Origin of the sequence: Pseudooceanicola aestuariicola (assembly GCF_045763785.1) — a bacterium.
Lineage (GTDB): Bacteria > Pseudomonadota > Alphaproteobacteria > Rhodobacterales > Rhodobacteraceae > Pseudooceanicola.
This window is the reverse complement of sequence record NZ_JBJGSF010000004.1, coordinates 223,720-246,238: the sequence shown is the minus strand read 5'-3', so window position 1 is coordinate 246,238 and position 22,519 is coordinate 223,720. Positions and strand designations below refer to the sequence as shown.

General features: G+C 63.4%; 1 protein-coding gene. It reads right to left on the bottom strand.

Annotated elements, in window-relative coordinates; translation table 11 throughout:
* Positions 1 to 22,353: leukotoxin LktA family filamentous adhesin (locus tag ACI3GR_RS15950; protein ID WP_407495975.1), on the bottom strand; the 22,353-nt coding region annotated here is incomplete at its 3' end.
* Between the last annotated feature and the right edge of the window lie 166 nt (positions 22,354 to 22,519).

Here is a 22,519-nt window from a genome sequence, read left to right as displayed (position 1 = left end):
ACCGCCGGAGGTATCTCCGCCGCCCGTGTTGTCGCCACCGCCGGAGGTATCTCCGCCACCCGTGTTGTCGCCACCGCTGGAGGTATCTCCACCACCCGCGTTGTCACCGCCGCCGGACGTATCTCCACCACCCGTGTTGTCACCACCGCCGGACGTATCTCCACCGCCCGCGTTGTCGCCACCGCCGGACGTATCTCCACCACCCGTGTTGTCGCCACCGCCGGAGGTATCCCCACCACCCGTGTTATCGCCACCGCCGGACGTATCTCCGCCACCCGTGTTGTCGCCACCGCCGGAGGTATCCCCACCGCCCGTGTTGCCGCCGCCACCGGACGTATCCCCACCGCCCGTGTTGTCGCCGCCGCCGGACGTATCCCCGCCACCCGTGTTGTCACCGCCGCCGGAGGTATCTCCTCCGCCCGTGTTGTCGCCGCCACCGGACGTATCTCCGCCGCCCGTGTTGTCGCCACCGCCGGACGTATCTCCGCCGCCCGTGTTGTCGCCCCCGCCGGACGTATCTCCACCGCCAGTGTTGTCACCACCGGACGTATCTCCGCCACTCGTGTCACCACCATCACCGGATCCGTCGCCACCCGAGCCACCGCCGGACGAATTGCCTGCATCCTCTCCGGCCACAGTGAAGACCGGGTAGGTGGACAGCGATTGCACATCCGGGGTCGTGGTGGGCGCAGTATTGAGCGGGGTATCAGAGCCCCAAGCCGTCAAATCGACCGACAGGGCATCCAAGGAAGGATCCGTCTGCGCTCCGGCCAGCGCGATCTGAAGCGTGTCTTCGGCGGTGATCTCCAGAACGCCTTCCTGCGTCACCGCGTAGCCCATCGTCAGATCACCGCCCGCGACCATGCGGATATCGCCATAGGCCGCCGCATCTACGGTGCCGTTGGCAGCGCGCAGGGCAAAGGCCTGTTCCGAACCGATGGTACCCGCAAAGGCGGTCAGGGTCAGATCACCGCCGACCTGCATCGTCAGACCCTTGGCCGTGTCGACATTACCCGAGCGCGAAGTCAGGATCGTCCGGGTGCCCTGCCCGCGGGTGATCGCATCCGTCAGCAACAGGTCTTTTTCGGCGTAGATGTCCACCAGTTGCGCGCTGCCGCTGATCCGACCCATGGTGCCGGTCTGACCGGTCAGACGCAGATGCGCGGGCAGGTCATTGGCGGTGAGGTCGATGGCCCCAGTGTCCAGGACCATCGGGCGCAGGTTGCTGCCAATGCCGCTGGCCTTGATCGAAACGCGGGCGTTCGGGGCCGTGACCTGCGTGCCTGCCAAGATACCGATCTGGCCCGCGGTCAGCGCCACACCCAGCTGGTTCACCACGCCAGAGGTCACATTGCCCAAGGACAGCTGGCCAAAGGCGGTCAGATTGACGAGGCCCTGATCGGCGATCAATGCACCATCGGCCTGTTGCGACAGGTGACCTGCGGTTGCGTGCAGTTCAATGTCACCGGACGTCGCGCGGAAGGTCTTGCCGATATCCATCTGCGCCGCGGTCACCTCGATGCCACTGGCAAGCGTCGCCTCACTGGTAAAGCTCAGCTCGCTTGCGTCTGCGGTCAGGGTCAGGCCCAGCCCGCCAGTGTTCGTCAGGTTGGTGATGTTGACGTTGCTGGTGCCGTCGATGGTCATCTCACCCCCGCCGGCCAGTTGCAGCGACAGGGTCGGTTTCGACGTCGTCGGGGTCAGGCGCAGAGGCGCGGACTGACCGACGGTGCCGGTTTGAATGACAAAATGCTCGGCCGTGATATGACCCGTCAGATCAGTGGACGGCTGCCCGCCCAGATCAACGCTTGCCGCCTGCACCTGACCCAAGGCCAGCGCATCGCCACCCGCATCGGCGCTCAGCGCGCCGTTCACGTCGATCTGCGTGGTGCGGACGTCGCCCGACGCCGTAAGCTCAAGATCGCCAGAGGCGTGGAACGTCGCAGTGCTGCCCTCGGCCCCCATGATATGGCCGACCATGGTGCCGCCCGCCGAAACCTGCGCCGGACCCCGGAGCTCCAGTTCGGAATTGTCGAAGAACAGCACGTGACGGGACGAGGCCAAAGTAACCGGAACGCCTGCGACAAAGCTCGCGCTGTTAAGGATCAGGATGTCAGCCTCACGACCCTGCGGCGCGCGGGTGACAAGGCTGAGAGAGGTGACATCGCTGCCCGACACATCCAGCTTCAGCCGGGCCGAAGACAAGATATCGACCACGCCGCCGGTCAGCAGCTTGCTGACGCGCATGTCGTCAATCGCGGTCAGATAGGTATCAAGGCTGGACCCGCCCGCCCGGAGGCGCAGCGCCAGATCAGCGGCCGAAATTTCAAGCGGCGCGCCCGCGGCCCCGATCTGACCCTTGGCGATGATGTCCACCACCCCGTCAGAGGCAAAGGTCAGGCCGCCAGCCGACGCCGATTGAATGCCACCGTCGATGTCCAGGTCCAGACGGGTCAGACCTTCAAGTTGGGGCAGCGCGCCGGGCGTCCGGTCCAGCCCGCGTTCCGGCACCAGCGTCAGGCCGCTGCCAGTTGTGCGGAGCATCGCCTCTCCGTTGGTCGAGGCGATGCGCCCCGCTTGGATGTTCTGGCCGTCGATGTTCAGGCGGACATGACCGCTGGCCGAGGCCGCCACCGTGCCGCCCGGTGCGGTCAGCGCGATATCGAAGGTGTCGGTGCCCTGACCGTGGATGCCGCTGCCCAGCAGGGTCACGGATCCGGCAAGAACCTCTAGGTTGTCGCGGCCATCCGCGTCGCCGATCAGGCTGTTGGGCGCGGCGATGGACAGCAGGCCGGGGGTGTAGATTTCGCTGATCAGCAGATCGTTTTTACCGGCACTCAGGTAGATTTCCCCTGCCGAGCGCGCGGCCAGAGACCCGCCTGCCAGAACTTCAACCGGCATCGGGTTGAACGACAGGCCGATACCATTGCCCGCCGCTTCGAGGTTGATGTTCACACCCGTGACACCCTGCGCCCCGCTGGCAGCCCGCATCGCGCCAGAGCCTTTGATCTGAACGTCCAGACCTGCGGTGGCTTCGCGGATGGTGATGTCGGATTCCGTACCGATGTAGATATTGTCGGTCGCCTGGGCCACCAGCTCTCCGGTCGCCTCGATGTCCAGATCGTCGTTCTGTTCGATGACCACGCGGTCCGACAGGATCTTCACATCCGCGCGGCTGGCCGAGAAGAGTGCGATGCGGTCTTCGGTCGTCAGCGTCGATCCGGCCAGCTTGATGATCGGCGTCAGACGTTCACCAATGCTACGACCCGTGATCAGGGTGATGTTGTGACCGATGACGTTCGGTTCTTCGATATTGGTCTGGGTGTCAGTCACCGGCAGGATCAGGTCGCGACGGAAGGCGGCCTCGAGTTCCGTGGTGGTGAAGAACGCCTTTTCTTTCAGTTCGGCGATCTCGGTCGGGGACATGACATATTCGAAATTCGCATCAAACTCACCCGCGCCATAGACACTGGCGTTTTCGTGGAACCAGTCGTTGCGCTGCGCCTCAAGCGCGTTGATCTCGGCCACGGTCAGACCATCGGCCTGCATCGCGCTGCGCTGGTCGGCGGAATAGGCGAAGACCTGTTTGCCTGCCTCGTATTTTTCGTGCCCGCCGTCAGCCAGCCCGGTGTCTTCGTCCACGGTTGCCAGCATCGACCACCAGTCAAAGTATTCCGAGGTTTTCACGTTGCTTTCCAACTGGACGATCGGGTTCGAGCCGGATTTTTCCTGCTGCAACTGGGCCTCAAGTGAAGCAACCTCCTGCGCGCCAAGCTGGAATTTGAAATCGGCGTCAAAGCCTTCGTCGGCGTAATCTGCCGCCGCCTCATGGAAGGCCTGCGTGCGCTCTTGAACGATGGCGTCCATCTTCTGGTCGTCATAGCCCTTGGTCTGCAGGTCGCGTTTTTCGGCGTCCGTCAGCTCCAGCACAAGGTCTGGGTCATAATCGCGGACATCCAGGATTTCGCCCTTGGCGTCACGCTCGATCAGGTTTTCCCAGAACTCAAAGTAGGCCGCAGTTTCTTCGCGTTCGATGTCCAGAACCGCGTCGTTGAGATCTGCACGCGTCACGCGGTCCAGCGTGCCATCGTCGATCAGCTGAAGCTCTTCCCACAGCGCGGCGAGGATCGATGCCTGCGCGCGGCGGTCTGCGGTTTCGCGCAGGTCCTTGTCGGTGATCGAAAGCAGATCGGCGGTCAGGGTCACGTCCCCGGTCTTCGAATGCACGTTTTCGATGTTCATTGGCCCGATGGCGGCGTGAATGTCGATGTCGTCATAAGCCTCGGCGCGCAGTTTCTCGGCGGCCCAGACGTCCAGTTTGCCCAGACCTGCGCGGTTATCCGGATCCAGCCCGATCGCACCCGTTTCGGCCAGCAGGCTAACCGTGCGGCCTTTGATAAACCCAGAGTTCGCGCCAGTAGTATATTCGGGGATGATGCTGCCCTGCGCCTCTAGCTGCACATCGCCGACGAAATTGGTGTCGATATCGCGGATCTTTAGATCCCCGATCGCATTGCGGACGCGGATGTCGCCGTGGGCGTCGATGTTCAGCAGCGTCAGATCACTGAAAATCAGCGCAACGTCGTCGCCCACCACGGGGGTTGCCACGCCAATCAGCTCGTTCCGGTAGACCTCACCCCCGGCTTGCAGATCGGCACCCGTCACGCGGCCAAAGATGTCGCGCGCCTGCACCGGTCCGGTGATGCGATTGCCAAGCGGCGCGAAGGCCGAGGGCGACGCGCCCCCCACCATGCCGCCCGCATCAATCGTGAGGCGTGCGGTGTTGATCGTGACATCCGGCCCAAGCGTCAGAACATCGCCACCCGCATCAATAATCGTAGACCCACCGCCCACGCGCACCGTGTTGCCGAAATAGACCGACCCGTTGGTATCCACCTCGAACCGGGAAACCGGGCGCCCGCTGATGGTGATGTCGATCGGGTAATCCGCCTTCAGACGGTGGGTATAGGTGCGGCGTTCAACAAAGGTTTCCTCTGCCTGATATTCGCGCGACCGGCTGCCCTGCAGCTGCCACAGGAGCCCATCACGATCCCATTCCGGTTCCTGATCGCCGATCGGAGTGATGGAATAGTCATAGATGTCGTAATCCGGGATGAAGGCGTAGTAATTGTTCGGCTGATCCTGGTCCTCATCGGCCCGCAGAACATAGCCCACCTGCGGCTTATTCTCGAGGAAGACGGTGGTGATATCGCTCTCGGCCACCGACCCGACGGTGTAGAAAACGGATTCCTCGGCGTTGGCCTCGCTCTCATACCACGCCTGCTCTTCGACCACGGTCCGGATGCGGGTGATCTGCGTATCGATCGCGCGGGTGTAGTACCATGCCAGATCGTCGGTAGGCGAATAGGTGTCGGGATCGTCATTAAAGGGAACAACGACAATCCCGCCCTGCGGAGCCCGGACGCTCTTGACCATTTCGTTGTCGGCGTTGCGGGTGAAGGTCGTCACGACATAGCCGCCAAACCCACCGCCCAGACGGGTGGTTTCCTTAAAGCGGTCGATGATCTTCACGGTCCCCGACACGCCTTCGGCAGGGCCCAGATCGACCTTGGCGAATTCAATGTCGCGGCTGGAATTATTGTCGACGACCAGACGGCCATAGCCGTTCGCCGCGCGAATTTCACCATTCCCGGTCGAGGCGATCTGACCGCTGATTTCCACATAGCCGCCGCGGGTTTCGATGTTGCGGAATTCAATCCGGTCGGTATCCGCGTTGTAATAGACAGACACGTTCCCCGCGATGTGATCCGCCCCATCCAGATCCGACAACGGATTGTTGGGCACGATTTCCACCTGAGTATCCGGATCGCTGCCCTGCGCCTGACCCCGCATCGGCAGGTACAGCGCCTCGGTCCCGGTGGTGTAGCTGTCTAGCAGGCTATCGATGCTGGCGTCGATGGTGACGTTCCAATCGGTGATGCCCGACTGGATCAGACCGTCGATGTTCAGCGTCTCGGCGTAGATAAAGATCGACCCGATGGCAGTGACCGATCCGCTTGGATCAGCCAGCTCATAGGGTTCAGTCGGATAGCGATATCCAAACATATCGCGGTAGAAATTCTCTGTCTGCTGTTCCGTCCATTCCGGTTGGCGACGCATGAAGTTGTAGATGACCGTCTGATAGTCTTCGTAGACCTGGAACAGATCCGCATAAGCCGAGACCGGGCTTTGCGGCAGGTGGGTCAGCGGATCAGACGGCGCAAGGAAGAAGTCGCCGCCCGAGTCCACGTTGATCGCATAGGCGTTGATGTTGCCGCCAAAGACATAGACCGATCCATCCTCGGTCCGGATGTTCACATTGCCCATCAGGTTGTCGATGTCGCCGCGCACATAGATGTCGGCGGGGGGCACGTTGTTGGCCGGCTGGTTGTTCCGCAGGTTGATATTTGGCGGCACGCTGCTGGTGGGCGACGGCAGCACGCTGGCGAAGGCCGGCAGCGACTGACCGCCAGTCGTCGCATCGCGGTTCGCACCCAAAGAGATCATGTCGCTGTTATCGAAGACCGACACACCGTTGTACTGGATCTCACCCGCGGTGACGAAGGGGATCTCCATGTCGTTGATATCAAGGCTAAGCGTGGTGTTATTGATCACCTCAATCAGGGCATCACCGATGGCCTGAATGTTGCCGGTGCCGACCAGATAATCGCCGGTGAAGAGCACGTTGCCGCCCTGTGCAAAGACGTTGTTGAGCACAGCGAAATCGGTTTCAGCCAGACCCGTTCCGGTGTCGGTCACGTAAGCCAGCCGCGCTTGCAGCCCGTCGATCTGGGTTTGCAGCGTCTGGTAGGTCGTGCTGTCGGAATCGTATTCATTCCGTAGCGCAGTCAGGTCGGCGATGTACTGCTGGATGCGCTGGCCGATGTTGCGGTCAAAGTCGAATTCGACCTCGATATCGCCAACCACGGTCAGCTCCAGATCGTCCTCATCCTCGACCTGACCTTCGCCAATGCCGGGCGCGTAGTCGATGGTCAGTCGCTGTTCGGCGAAGGCACCCGCCGTCACATTCCCGTTCATGACGACACCGGCGGTGGCCCAGTTCTGCACCGTGCCCCCTTCGGAAGCCAGCGACACCTCTTCCGCGCCGACCAGACCGCCAAAGAAGTTGACGACCTCTTCGGTCGCTTCGGCGTAGGCGTTGATGGCATAGCTATAGGCGTAAAGGTCTTTGTCGCCCTCGTTCGCCAGCAGGCGCGCGTCGCCCGCGGCCTTCAGCTCCATCCCCGTGCCGATGGTGATCTGGTTGCCGGACAGGATGGTGGCGACGGCTTCGGGGTCAGAGTTCAGCGGCACGGCGGTCCGGTTGTGCACCCGCGCTTCGGCGTGCTGCTGGATCGACTGTGCGTCGTTCAGGTTCTGACCCGACATCACCGACACGCGGCCCCGGCGGCTTTCGATATAGCCCGAGGCCAAGTCGATATCGTTGTTATGGCGGAAGGTGGTTTCCGCATCCGCCTGACCATGACCGGCCAGACCGTAGGTGCGGATGTAGGCCTCGGACACCATCAGCGCGTCGGACCGGTTGGTCACGTTCACATCGCCATTGGCCATGATCGTCGTGCCCGCCATCCGGATTTCGCCCGACGACCGGTCATCGCTGTTCAGATCCCCCACGATCAAGCGGCTGGTCAGCTTGGGGATCGTGACCAAACCACCCATGTTGCCGGTCAGACGGTCGGTCATGTCGTAGTCGTTCAACATGCCAATGTTCACAAAGCCCGCGTCCAGCGTCGGATCTTGCGTGGTCGGCGTCTGGGTGATCGTCACGCCCGGGCGGATATCGATCAGCGCGTCGTTCATCACGGCGGTGCGCGACGCAAGCGCCGCTACGTTCAGCCCGCCAAAGCTGCCGGTCGTGCCGTTGAAATCGATGGCGCGCTTGAACACGCTGGTGTCGCTGCCGATCGTGATCTTTTGCGCGGTCAGGTCGGACGACAGCTGCAGCAGGCTGGTCGAATTCACCAGGTTCCGCTGATCCGTTGCACCCGCATCTGCCACCGCGACCGAGATCGAATCCGAGTTGCTTTCAAACTCGATATCCCGATCGGTTTTCAGAATAATTTCATCGGCTTCAATCGACGCGCCACGCACCACCAACTCGGTCACGCTGTCGATGTTCAACCGGAGCAGAGAGCCAAAGACCGTGACGATCCCGCCCTTGCCCGACACCGCGTTGCCGAACAGGTACGCGTCACCGCCCGAAACCGCCTTGAACTGGCCGCCGATGGTGGCGTCGGTGTTCAGGACCAGTTCCATCTTCGCCTCGGCTGTGTCATCTGCGCGGGCCACGTTGCCGCCAAAGCCGACGCCGCCAGCGAACAGACCCTTCGACAGGTATTCCAGCGTGCTGCCGTTCAACGTTTCCAGCGTTGCGTTGCCCGATGTGTCCAGCTTTTGGAACGTCATCAGCGTACGAACGGAGGAATCGTTCAGCGCCACGGCGTTCGACCCGCTCAGCGCGCCAGCGGCGACGGTGGTCGACCGGGTGGTGGCGTAGATCTTGGGCCGGTCTGGCAGGGTCGGATCGCTGTCGCTGTTGAACACCGACAGGGTCTGACCCGCGTAATCCAGCGCGACCGAGGTGATCAGCGTGTCGCTGAACCGCTTGGCGGTGGCGTTGTTGATACCGGACGTGCCGCCGCCGCCCACGTTGCCCTTGGCATCCGCCCAGACATCGCCCGCGTTCATCGCATTCACCGACAGATCGCCGCCACGCACCCGGGCGGACCCAAGGTTCACCCAAACATTCGACCGATCCCGCGCCGTAGCGCTGGTCGCGCCGATGCCGATGGCCCCGGCCACCAGCAGATCGACGTCAGACCGGGTCTGACCATAGCGGCGGGCGCTGATGTCGATGGTGTCGCCGATCAGGTTCGGCGTGCCCGACAGGATCACGTTAATGGTGGAGTCGCGGAAGGCATTAGCCACCGACACGCCCACGCCGATCCCGGCCACGGCGACAGCCGTCACCTTGGCGCGGGTTTCACTGTTTTCCTCAGCCAGAATGGACAGGTCCCCACCCGCGTTCAGCGTCGTGCCGCTGCCCACCTGAACGGTCAGCGCGCGACCGATCCGAATGTCGGACACGCCCGCCCCGGACGAGATCAGGCCACCCGACCCGGCAATCGCCTCGGGCGTGCCGTCATCAACGGTGGCGGTGGCGCCCAAGCCCAGATTGTTGATCGCCTGCAGGGTGGAATTCGTGCCAACCAGCGTTTCGATCTTGGTGCCGCGACGAACCAACGCCACGCCGTGGGTCGCGGCAATCGCACCCGCCGACACGCCGCCCGCGAGGATATCCAGCGTGCCGCCTTCATCCGCGTTCAGCACCATGTTGGTGGCATCGATCCGGACGTTGTTGCCGATCTTGGACCGGATCGTATCGTCGCCCGGACCGTTGAAATCGTCCTCAAGGCTCAGCGCCTGCTGTTCGCTGACCAGATCACCCATCAGCGTGTCGATCAGCCCATCGCCGAAGGTCACGGAATAGGTCGGTTCTTCATCCTCGGTATTGGGGTTGTCAGAGCTTTCAAACGGGTTGTCCTGCAGCGCGTTGTCCGCGTCATCGATAGCCGCCTGCGCGTCTTCGACGTTTTCGGTGTCTTCGGTCACGCGGATCGGTTTGCCGTAGGTCAGCAGGATGCCCGAGCCCTGGAACGACAGCGCCCCGCCACCGCCCGATACGACACCACCCTTGAACGACCGTTCGCCATAGGCGTCGACGGTCAGGTCTCCGGTCAGATCGATTTCGGCGTAATCGGCGATTTCCGACTCGACCTGATTGCGCATGGACGTGATCGCCGCCGCCGCGCCCACGGCCACCGCCGCGCCCGACTGCGCCATGATGAACACGTCCTGCCCATAGGTCTGGCGCGCCAGAACCGACAGGTGCCGGGTACTGCCGTTAGCGACCCGGGTGTATTCACCCAGACGCGCCACAACCTTTTGTTTCGAAACGGTATATAGCCCCGCGCCCGCCACGCCGACCAGACCGGCCCCGGACCCGACGACCGCCTGATTGACGGGGATCAGACCATTGGCGCTTGGCGCCTGAACGCGGTCTTCGCGATCCTCAAAGTCCAGCATCTCGGCCTCGGCCAGAATTTCGACGTCCCGTGCGGCATTGATCTGCACCGCATCTGCATAAGACGTGCCATCCGCCGTGCCCGCATCGACCCGGTCGGTCGAATTCAGGATCACCACCGACGATCCGGTCCCCACCAGACCCACCCCGACAGAGCCGGAGTTCTGCTGCAATTTGCGCGGCGCACGCGCCCGCATGGTGACGTCATCGCCCGAGGTCAGGGTGGCATTCGCGGCCCAGGCGGTGGTGTGGGATTTCGTGATGCCCACCTGCCACGTCCCGGCGATCCCGGCATAGACCCCGGCACCAAGGGCGGCGCTGGCGGTGATTATCTTTTCGGGCGTAACTGCTTCGATATCCACGTTTTTCCCGGCGGTGACAGTCGCGTTGTCGATATGCGCGTCGGTCAGCTTCTGGATCAGCAGCAATTCGTGCAGCGCGCCGACGCCCGCCGTCAGACCCCCGCCTAGAACAAGGTTCACGGTCCGCAGCTTGGTGGCGTTCCCGGCAAAGACATCGACGTAACCGCTGTTGGAATGTACCACCGGATCACCGCCGCCCGTGCCGGTAATCTTGGCCGTGACCTGATCCTGAACCATCATGATCGGTAGTTGCAGACCCATGCCGAAGCCTTGGGAAATCCCCCCGACAAAGGCCAGCGTGTTCAACTGCGTCTGGGTGTCCGCCACCACGGCGACGCCTTTGCGGGTGATGTTCTTACGGTCGAGGTAATGGTTGTTGTCCTGATCGCCGACCGGCGCGGTGTTGCGCCCGGCGGTCACCACGCCGTCGCCCAAGCCGCGGCCCGACACGACGCTATTGCCACGGATCACTGCGGTCACCGTCGACAACGACCGGACCGCACCGATCGACACGCCGATGCCCGCCGACCCGCCATAGGTGATGCCGCCGGTCACCTGATCAAAGTTGCCAAAGAAGCTTTCGTTGCCCCCGCCGACAGTATCCATCGTACCGCCGTTCAGCGCCTGAACCAGCACGCTGTCGTCAGCATCGACCTGCGCGTCGGCGATTTCGGCCAGAACCTCGTCTTCTTTCAGCGTCACCGCGACCGACCCGACAAAGCCGAAGGACAGCCCCACCGCCGCCCCGATCGAAGAGGTCACGACCTTGGTGTTGTTCGCCGCCGCGACCACTGCATCATTGCCGGCGTTGATCTGCGCATCGGTCACCTGCGCGGTGGTGATGCCTTTATCTAGCGCGAGGGCAAAGCCCGCACCAACGCCCGCGCTGTCGGCTACGGCCAGCGAATAGGCCAGACCGGCCAGTTCTTGCGACCGCGTTGCGCGGACGGACGTGGTGCTGACCGACCCGATGCGCGCCTCTTGGTGAACCCGCGTTTCAACGGCCGAGCGTGAGAACATCAACCCGTTCGCCGCCGCCACAGCCGTGCCGCCCGTCGCACCCCCGGCCGAGGCCGAAACAGACAGCGCCCGCGTATCATCCCGCGAGGTCAGAGAGACAGAGCCCGACGCCTCGATCCGCGCGCGGTCTTCGACCAGTGTCGAGGTGCGGGCGTGCAGTTCCGACAGGCCGATGGTCGCGCCAAGGGCAAAGTCTTCGCCGATGGCCAGCGCGCCGCCGATGGCCCACATGCGGTTATCGGACAGGGTGTCGGCATTCAGATCGCCGGTCTTCAGGGTGCCATCGCCGTGCACGCGGCTGCGGACCCATTGCGCCTGACGCGTCACCGCGCCGCCCGCGCCCACGGCCTTGCCAAGGAAGGCCGCGCCTGCCGAGCCGGTCATCGCTTTGGTCTGAGATTTAGCGTTCAGGCTGGTTTCGCCCGCGACATCGATCCGATCATTGCCGGACAGGTCCAGATCAGCTTCGACCAGACCGCCGACGCGGACCCAGCTAAGACCGATACCCAGAGAGATCTCGGGCCCGTCACCGCTATCGCTGTCACCACCGCCGCCCGAATTTTCAGACCCCTGCGGATCGCCCGCGCTTTCGGCCGCATCGGCCCCGGCGCTATTGTCGGGCGTGTCGACCTCGTCTTCGTTTTCCGGGTTTTCATCTTCGGGTTCTGGCCCCGGCAGGATGTCGCGTTTGACGATCTTGAACTTGCCCGTCTCTTCGTTGCGGCTGACGGTCCACTTGTCCATCAGGCGGGAGGCAAAGCCGATGTCGAGCCCAAGCGCCAGCGACCCGGTGATCACATCCGCCTTGCGGGCGTCCTTCGCGCTCAGGCTCAGATCGCCACCGATCTCCTGCACCGCCACGCTGGTCGCGACCCGCGCGATGATCGAGGTTTCGCGCGTCAGGTCCAGTTCGGGCAGACCGATCCGTGTGGTGTCGTCGACAAAGTCACGCACCTGCGCGTAACCCTGTTCGATCACGTCGCGCAGAAGGGTACCCCGTTCGTCCCCGTCGACCTGCGGCATGTCATCCGGGCGCTGGCCGTAATCCACGTAGGCAAAGGACCCGACCCCGGCAAAGCTGCCGCCGACGGTCACACCGATGCCGATGGTCAGAACCTTGGTGGAATTCCGCGCGCTTAGGCTGACATCACCGGCCGCGTTGATCTGGGACGACCCGACGATGGTCGCAGCCGTGGTGCCGTGGAACTTGAAGATGCCCGCGCCGATGCCCACCCCGGTCGAGGCCCGGGTATCGCTGGCCTGCACCGCAAAGAACTGATCTTCGCGCACGGCGGTCAACGACAGGCTGCCACTGGCCCCGGCGGTGTTGAAATTGCTGTCGACCAGCGTCGCGATCACGTCACGCGCATCCGTCGTCCAGCCGATATTCCCTTGGAAGCCCTGCGCCGACGATCCGCCGTTGCGCCCGATGACGACATTCGATGCCTTCGTCGCCGACAGCGCCCCAAGGCTGGTGGTCCCCGACCCGCCCAGATCGCTGTTGAACGCCCGCGCGATCACGTCGCGTTTGTACAGATCCAGCACGATGCCGCCCGACACGCCCAGCCCTTCGTTGATGGCCAGCCCGTTGGTCAGCAAATCCCGCTGCGTGCGGTCTGTGGCGCCCACGTCCAGCGCGCCGCGAATATCCGTGTGACGCAGCTGCGCGGTGGTGGCGCCCACGGAATCGATCAGCGTGAACATGACGTTCAGGCTGTCTTCGGCCTCACCATCGCGGATCGCAATCGCGTGGTGTTCGGTCGAGCTTTGCGCGGACATTTCCGTGGCACTGGCCCAGACCTGACCGCCCTCGATCAGCGCATCGACCGAAGAGTTGTGCCGCGTGATCGCGGTGCCCACGGTGCCCGCCGCATCGGCAAAGGTCTTGGCATCCTGACGGTTGTCGACCAGCGCGGTTTCAACCGCTGCCATGCTTAGCATTTCGATCCCGCGCAGGTAGGTCTCCTCGACCACCGCCGAGGTGTTCCAGGTGTTCGCAATGACACCCACAGGGACGTTGACGCCGATATCCGAAGCCCGCTGCCCCGCCACGATCAGCGATTTGACGTTGCCGCCCTGCCGCGCCGTGACGGTGATATCGCCCCGGGTCGCGCCGTGACGTTCCATTGCGTTGTCGACCATCCACGCTTTGGTGGTTCGGCGGTCAACCTGCGCGATCACGGAAATGCCCAGACCAAAGTCACCCGCCGTCGTGCCCATGAACCCGATCTGGGCAAGGTTCTGCGTCGTATTGCGCGCATCGACCGTGACGTTGTCGATCAGGAAGTCGTCGTCCTCGACATCAGCCACCCGCGCCTGCGTCGTCTGGTTCAGCACGTTCACCACGACCGAAGCGTTCAGCTGCACATCGAACTCTCCGCCCGTGGCGGCGGCAACGGACATGATGTTGCGATTGGTTTCGGCCTTCACCGTGATCCCATCGCCCGACAGCGCACCGCCGGAATGGATCGCCGTAACCTCTTCACGCCGGACCGAGGAGGCATAAGAGATCCCGAATCCGATGGCCGAGCTGTCGCCCTGAACCCCGCCGGGCCCGTCGCCCGAAGGCGCATCATCCGCAGGTGGCGTTTCAGGCTCATCCGGGATCGGCTCATCACTCAGTTCGACAGCGTCGTACAGATCGCTTGCGGTGTCTTGGGTGTCGTCGCCGGTGACCTCTTCTTTTTTCGCCTCTGCGGTCTCAACCGCCAGCGATCCGGCCACGGCGACGGTCGCGCCCTCCAACCGGGCCTCGACGTCACCGTCACCCAGATTCGCCATGTCGGATGTTTGGCGCGCCTCAACCTCGGAATAGCCCAGATGCAGCGCGGCGGCCCCGACGATGGAAAACGCGTTGCCCGATCCGCCGCGCCCTGCGGCGGTGGCGATCAGGTCGCCTTCGTCCACTGCGGTGATGGTCGCATCGCCATCGTTCAAGTCCAGCGTGCCGCCGTGGTTCAGCGTCGTGACCTTGGTTTTCACCAAGGAGATCGAGGCCGACCCCGCCAAGCCAAAGCTGCCACCCGACCCGACCGTCGCACCCGTGGCCAGTATCGCGCTAGCCGAATTGCGGGCGGTCAGGGTCAATGCGTCCAGCGTGATCGCCGCGTCGGTGGCCAGCGCTGCGACGCTGCGGTTGGTGCCGAACACACCGGCAAAATCTGCGGCAAAGGCAAAGCCAAAGGATTTGTCCTGAACTTGCGTCTTATCCGTTTCATCCGAGGTTTTCTGCTCCCCCAAGCCTTCGGCATTTTCGTCCTGACGATCCGCGGTCAGCTTATCCGGCAGGTCGATCTTTTCAGGCGCCTCATCAGGGTCGGCATCAGGGTCATCGGGGTTGGCGTCGGGATCACGCTTCTTCTTGCGCTCTTCGCTCTCGGCCTCCAGACCAGCGGCCCCGGCCGAGGCTGCGGCAACACTCCACCCGGCGGTGTCGGAGGTGACGGTCAGGCTGCCAAGCTCCAGCCCCACGCCGACGGACGCACTTGGCGTATCGATCAGCGCGTCGGCGGAATTATCTGACACGGTCGCGCCCGCGAACCGGTCGGCAAAGACCAAGCCGGTGCCAAGCCCGATGCCGATCTTACCCGACTGCGACCCGGCAGCGCCAAGCGCGAACAGCCGCGCGCCGTCCTTGGCGTTCAGCGTCGTGACACCGGAAATCCGATAGGGCGTGTCGTCGTCCAGCCGCACAATCGCGGTACTTTTGTGGTCGATGATCGCCACGCCCGCGTTAAAGGCAAAGTTATCCGCACCGCCAAAGGATTTGGCCGTCGCGATGGCAAGGAAATCGTTTTCAGCTTCGACCGACAGGCTTTGCAGGTTCAGCGCGGTAACGTCCATCTGGTTGACTTCGGCCTTGGTGTCGACGCGGCTGCGCACGTATTGCAGCGCACCGCCCAGGCCAAAGACGCCGATCTCGCGCTCTTTTTCATCGCGCTTTTGTTCTTGGGTCTTGGCGACCGGCTCACCCGTGATCGGCTCTGTCGGGGTGGCGTCCGGATCGGGCGTGTCCCCCGGAACATCGGGATCGCCCTCTAGCGGAGTGTCCTCCGGGGTGTCTTCGGGTGTATCCTCTGGTGTATCCTCGGGCGTCTCATCCTCCGGGGCCTTGGCCGCCTCTTTCGGGATGTCGCGCAGGGTGATCACCCCGCCCGAGGTCTTGGCCGACAGCGACAGGTCGGAATGCGACTGGGTCTGCGCGTCCTCGGCCACGGTCGCATTGGTGTCCAGAACATAGGACTGGACGTTGACGTCAAAGACAAAGCCGACGTTCGCTTCCCCTTCCGTCATGGTTACCACGGACCATGCATCGCGATCCAGCGCGACCGACGGGTCGAGCATCAGGTCATCCTGCAACAGGCCAGCCGCATCGACATTCGCCACGATGTTGGATTGCGCCTGCGTCATCGCATCGACCAGCGGGTCGATGGCGGGCGTCGGCAGCAGGGTTTTCGCCTCGATCGTTAGCGATTGCGCATCACCCGGCGCTTTGGTCAGACCCTGAACCGCCTGCGTATCGATCTTGGCAAAACCCAAGGCGACCGAGGCGACAAAGCCAAAGGGCGTATCCCCGATGGTGCCGGATTTCGTCGCCGCCAGTTTGCGGTAATTGGCGATCTGGTTCACCGCGCTCAGCGTCACCAAGGACGACGGGCCATCCAGACGCGCGTTGGTCAGATCGTAATCCCGGCCCGTCGCCTCATCCGTGCCGATGCCGCCCAGCAGGGCGCGGACGGTGCTGTCGTGCCGGTCTATGTTGACGGCGATGGCAAAGATCGGCGCAGTCTTGGCCTTTTTCTTGTCGTCGTCAGGATCCGGCTGTGTTTCGCCCTCGCCCGCCGTATCTACGGGCGCGTCAACGACGTCTTCCTGCGCGCTATCGGCCACATCGGCCAGCGCGTTCACCAGACCGGCGTTGTCATTGCCGGTGTCCTCATCCGGGTCCGGCGTGCCGACCTTCTTGCCAAAGCGTCCCTTGCCCTGACCGCCCTCTTCTTCGCTTGGCTCACCTTCTTCGGCCTCATCCTCTTTGATGGCCTCGTCGAGCGCGTCTGTGGTGAAGGGGCCGGTGGTGGTCACGGTGGTGGCTTCGAAACTGGTAAAGACGTCAGACGCACCGATGAACACCGTACCTTCGGACGACGACCCCGTTTCGCCGCCAAACAGAACGGCGGTGTCGGATTGGGCCAGCGATACGATGCCCGCACCCGCAAGGATCAGCGACGTGCTGTCGGATGCGATGGCGGTCAGCTTGACCTCGTGCGTGGTTTCAGCCGCGATCTTGGTCGATGCGCCGCCGGTGATGACGCTGGCGAACGTATCGTCCTGCACGTCAACCTCGACCCGGTTCAGCGCATCGCGCAGCGACAGGATGCCCGCGACCTTGAAGCGGCTTTCATTGCCCACCCGTGCGGCAACGTCCTGCACCTCTTGAACCTTAGAGGTGATGTCGACCGTCCCGTTCCCCGCCGCCGAGATATCGGTGCGGGTCAGACGGATCAGCGATTCAGTCCGGCTTTGCGCATAGCTCAGCCCGATGGTGCCCGACGACGCGTCGACCACCGCATTGGTGCGCGCCAGCGACCCGATGATGATGGACCCGGCGGTATATTCTTCGTCCACGCCCAAGGCTTTGCTGGACCGATCCGCAACCAGCAGGGAATCCGTGATGATCGTGCGGCTGTCGGCATTCACGACCGTGGGCGCGACCGCGATGGTGACCCCGCCGAAGCCTTTGCCCTTTTCCTTTTCGTCCGGGGCTGGGGTGCCACCATCGCCCGCGTCCCCACCGTCACCCGCATCGGGGGTGCCGGGCACCTCGGGCGCATTGGGCGTTTCGGGGTCCTTGGCCTGATCCGCGGCGTCAGCAAACTGGTCCGACACCTTGTCCATCTGCTGTCCGCCGCTGCTTTCCGCGCCAACGACGTCCCGCGCGGCCAGAACCGTAACGGAGGAGGTCGCGTTCGCCTCGGACGTGATGATGATGTCGCGGCCCACGGTGTTGTCGGAACAGATGCCGTCGATGCAGAAACCATCACCGTCTTCGACCCACTCGTCGTCGATCCATTCCCCGTCACCTTCGCCTTCACCCCCTCCACCGGGAAGGCCGGGAATTAGCTCGAATCCACCGTCGCCGCCGTCGGCATCGGGGCCCAGATCGCCCGAGAATCGACCATTGGTGATCGCGCTGTCCTCCACGGTCTTTTCCGCGCTGATCGTCATCTTGTTAAAGCTGGCGCTGACCGCGATGCCCCAGCCGTCTTCGGCATGGCCGCTGCGCCCAGTGACCAGAACGTCAAAGACGCTGCTGTCTTTCGAGGAGAAGCGCGTCGCCGCCTTTTCCAGCTCTGCCATGTCGGCCGGATCGTCTTCGTAGAAGTAGATGCGGGTGTCAGCCATGTTGGCGCGGGTCTGGTGCGTCACGAACGACAGACCAAAGCTGCCGGTGATCCCCACGCCATCCATCGCCACCGCGTTCACCGCGCTGGCCTGTCCGTATTCCACGTTCGTCAGCGCATCAAAGCTGACAGCCTTGTCGAATTCGGTCGCGATATCGGCGTTGTCCAGCAGCAGCGTCGTGGTGGTCTTGCCGAACGTGCCCGCGAAGTCACCCGAGAAGGCGAAGGTCCGTTTGTCTTTGCCGTCCCCACTGTCGCCGCCGCCATCGCCCGCGCCGCCATCCGTCGGGGCCGTGCCGTCGTCGCCATTGCCGATGGCATTCGCCACGTCATCCGCCTGATCGCCCAGAACGCTGGCCGCGATGGTGGCGGTTTCGGCCTCTTCCTCGTTCGGGGCTTCTTCGGGGTCCGCAGCCTCCGGGTCGGCCGGGTCTGCGGCGGGCTCTTCTTCAGGCTCTTCACGATCTTGGGCCGACGCCGTCCCTGCCGCGAGGACCGAGCCGGAGGTTTCCGCCAGTACCTCGACATCACCGTCCAGATTGACCCGGTCACTGGTCAGCGTGACGGAGGTCTTGCGATCCGTCAGGTTGATGGCCACGCCGATGGCGATATTGGTGCGCGCGCTTTCCGTGCCCGACCCGGCCAGCGTCACGACCGACGATCCGTCCAAGGCCTTCAGACGGAAGGCCCCGTCGACATAGGCAATCTCATCCGCCGCGTTATGGGCCTGCGTCACCGCCTTGTAGCTGGAAATCGCGATGCCCGCGTTAAAGCCAAAGCCGCCATCGTCATTGGCGGAATAGGCGCGGGCGGTGTTGACCATCAGCAGGTCCTGCACCGATTCCTGCGTGACGTTGTGCATCCACAGATCAACCGTATCCGCCACATCCGTCACGGCCCGCGCGTTCACGTAGGACAGACCGACCGCCGCGCCAAAGCCCGCTTTCTCTCCGCCAGTCGACACGCCCGGCGCACCGGCGCCAAGGATGATGTCACCGCTGTTCGCCGCGCGGATCAGGATTTGCGCGTCGCTGTCCAGATCAGTCGTCGATCCTTCAGGGCGGTAATAGCCCTCCTGCTCCAACGTGACCGAGGCGACGCTTGCCTCTGCGTCCAGATCCATCCGGACGAGGAAGCCGTTGACGCCAACGCCAACCTCTTTGCCCGAGCCGATGGTTTCAGACACGAACATGCGCGAATCCACCGGGGTGCGCTTGGGATCTTCGTCTTCGCTTTCCTCGGTCTCGCCGTCGCCTGCATCTCCGGTGTCCGTATCGCCGGCCCCGGTCTCGCCCGTTCCCGTGTCACCGGTACCCGTATCCTCAGGCGCTTCGTCCTTTACGACCGCGCTAGTCAGCGACGCGCGATCCCCATCGGCCACGCCGCCGATCCGGCCACCGCGACGCCCTTTGCCCAGACCGCCGCCACCAGTGCCATCCCCGGCTTCCTCATCTCCGGCCTCTTCGTCTCCGCCAGTCTCACCGCCATCACCGGAGTCGCCCCCGTCGCCCCCCTCGGCCGGGGTCTCTTCGGTGCCATCCTCGGCGTCATCCCCTTCGACCTCGATCAGCGCGTTGCGGTATTCATCCCACCACGTGCCCACATCCTCACGGCCCGCAGTCTTGGCAAAGATGTTCTCGGCCACGATCTCGATATCCGACACCGAATAGACGCGGCCAACGTACTGATCGTTGCCGCCCTTGTCGGTCAGCACCGTGGCGTCGTTGTTCCAATCCGCGATACCAAGCGCGATCAGGATCGCGGTGTCACCGCTTTGCGCCAGGTCTTCTTCGGTCTCGCCCGTCAGATCGCCGGGTTCCGACGGGTCCGTTTCAGGCACAGACCCAAGCTGAGTGATCGTCTCAACCCGCACATCGTCATAGACATTGCGCGCCGCGACCAAAATCGTCGGGTCGCTGTCCAGATCGACGTCCGTATGATCGGCATAGAAGTTGCCGCCAGACCGACCGTAAGACCCGTTCGGGTTCACCTCGGCCAGCGGATCATACAGCGCATGGCCCGTGCCGCCCGGCGTGTCATAGGTAAAGTCCTGCCCGCCAAAATGCGTCTCGGATTCTATCCAGTGGCCCGACAGGTTCAGCGCCACGCCCAACCGCCCGTCGTTGGCGTCGTCGTTCGATCCGCCACCACCGCCGCCGCCGCTCATCAAATTCAGAACGGCATTGCCCGCATCCGCCGCACCCGCCGTGCCAAGCGCAATGTCCAGCAGCGCGTCTCTCTGCGCCTCTTGCTGTTCGGGCGTGATCTCTTGGTTCGCGGCGTCGGGCGACACTTCCGGCACGGCATAACGCCCGCCGCTGACCCGCGACCGGCTCAGGAAGCTCTCAAACGTATTGCCCGAGGTGATGGCGATATCGCCATTGTTTGCTGCGACGACGCCGCCGAAATATGTCTTGGCCTCGCTGTCGTCGATCGACAGGTTCAGCGCGATGGCGCGGGTCTGGTCGTTGGTCACCGCGTCGGATTTCAGAACGATGTTCTTGACGGTCTCGGACGCGATCTCCAACCCGTTCTGTGCCACCAACTGAGTGTATTCGGATTGGTCGTAGCCCGACGACCATGTCATGTAGATGTTCTTGTCCGGGTCGCGGCTGGCATTCTCATCAAAGCCCAAAACGGGCCGCAGCCCGTTCACGATCACCGTGGCCCGCGACCGCCTGATGGACGCGGCGACCGCTAGGTTCATCGCCGCAACTTCGGGTGAATCGTCATCCCCCTGCAGCCCCGACTTGGCGACCATCCTGTGATCTTCGGTCACGACCGCCTTGACCTTGATCGTGTCCGCATCGATCGCGCTGTCATGGAATATCGTCGTGGCCACCCCGTTCGACGCACCGATGGCCAAAGCGAGGTTGGAATTCGTCGGCTCTATATGGATCTGCGTTGTGGCCGACGAAATCACCTCGGCATCGCCGGTCGCGCGGATATAGCTGCCCTCAATGATGACCTCGGCCTTGGCGTGCTGAAACGACGGCAGGACGGAAAAGTCGATGTTCTTGATCAGATCGGTCAGACCGGTGGCAATCCCGCCCGCCAGATCATGCAGGGTCTCATCCCCGATAATACCGTCATCGGGCGAAAACAGACCATCGACATAAGTGTTCAGCGATGCCTCTGCATCGACAAGGTTGTCCTTGAAGGTCGTCGCCAGCAGCTGGACGTTCTCACCCTTGATCAGCGCTCCAGTGGCCGACAGCTTGGTCGTCCCGAACGGAGAGGCATTGCCCGCCACGTCGCCCGGACCTTCGACATCGTCCGTGATCCGATCATCACGACGCGCATGGATCAGGATATCCCCGCCCATGCTTTCATCCGCGCTTAGCGCGATCAGCTGCGCGCCTTCGCCGATCTCGATCTCGGGCGCGATAAAGATGATCTGCCCCACGGACCCGGTGCCCACGGTGCTGATGGTCGCGCCCTCTTCGACCGTGATCTTTTCCGTGGCGCGCACGATGTAATCGCCGCCGTTGCTGTCCCAGTCCCCGACCAAGAAGGTCAGCGGATCGATCAGAACCGTGCCGCCCTGCCCCGTGCCGGACCAGACGTTCAGCTCTCCGAGCGCCTCAACATGGTTACGGGCGCTGAATTCGATGAAGCCGCCTTTGCCGTCGCCCGCAGCCGTGGCCGAGATGACGGCATCACGCCGCAGAAAGGCCGAGTCCTCGGCGAAGATGGTGATGACACCGCCGCGCCCGCCGCCGATCCCTTCGGCGGCGATCCGGGCGCCCGGCTGCAAATCGATCACCGACGAATTGCGCACTGCAACCACACCGCCGGAATTCCCCTGCCGCGACACGACCCGCGACGACGGGCCAAAGGTCACGCCATTGCGGCCCTCGATACTGATGCGCCCCTGACCACCATTGATGATCTCTCCGGCCGACAGCGACCCATTGATCCGTACCGTTCCGCCCGCGCGCAGACCGATGGCATCGCCCGCCTCGATCCGACCATCGACGCGGATGTTGCCGGGGCCAAGCGCGCCTGTGCCGTTGATGATCGACTGGATTGCATTGCCATTGGGCCGACCCTGCCCGTCAAAGAACCCGTCCATTGCCGCTTGGCTTGGCGTCGACAAAGACACCGACCCGCCGCGGATCACACCCTGCGGGCCGACGACAAACCCCTGCGGGTTCGCCATATACATATTGCCGCCGACCTGCCCGCCCTGCATCGACTGGACCACGCCGTTGATCTGGCTTTGCGATCCGTTGATGATGTTGACCGTCCCGGCCGTGCCAGTGGGCGCGTGCATGTTGACGGTCTGCCCCGCACCCACGTTGAACCCGGAAAACGAGTTTACCCCGTGGCCCTGGCTGATGGTCTGCGTGGTGACATTGGTGGTGGCGCCCGTAACCGATACGCCCGTCTGGGTCCGGCCATCGGCCACGACCTGCGCGTAACCGGGATGAATGTTCAAAGGTAAAAGGGCGAGCGAGGCCAACACACCCGATACTGGGCGTGTCCAAGATTTTGCCTTTCTCAATGAAAGACGAAATGGCCGTCGCTGCCGTGTCATTTGGTAATCGAAAAATCCCGAACAATGTCCTGAATGTGGCGGGATCGCCGCAATTCGGTCAATCTTGGCAGGTGCTTAGGAGAGGAAAAAT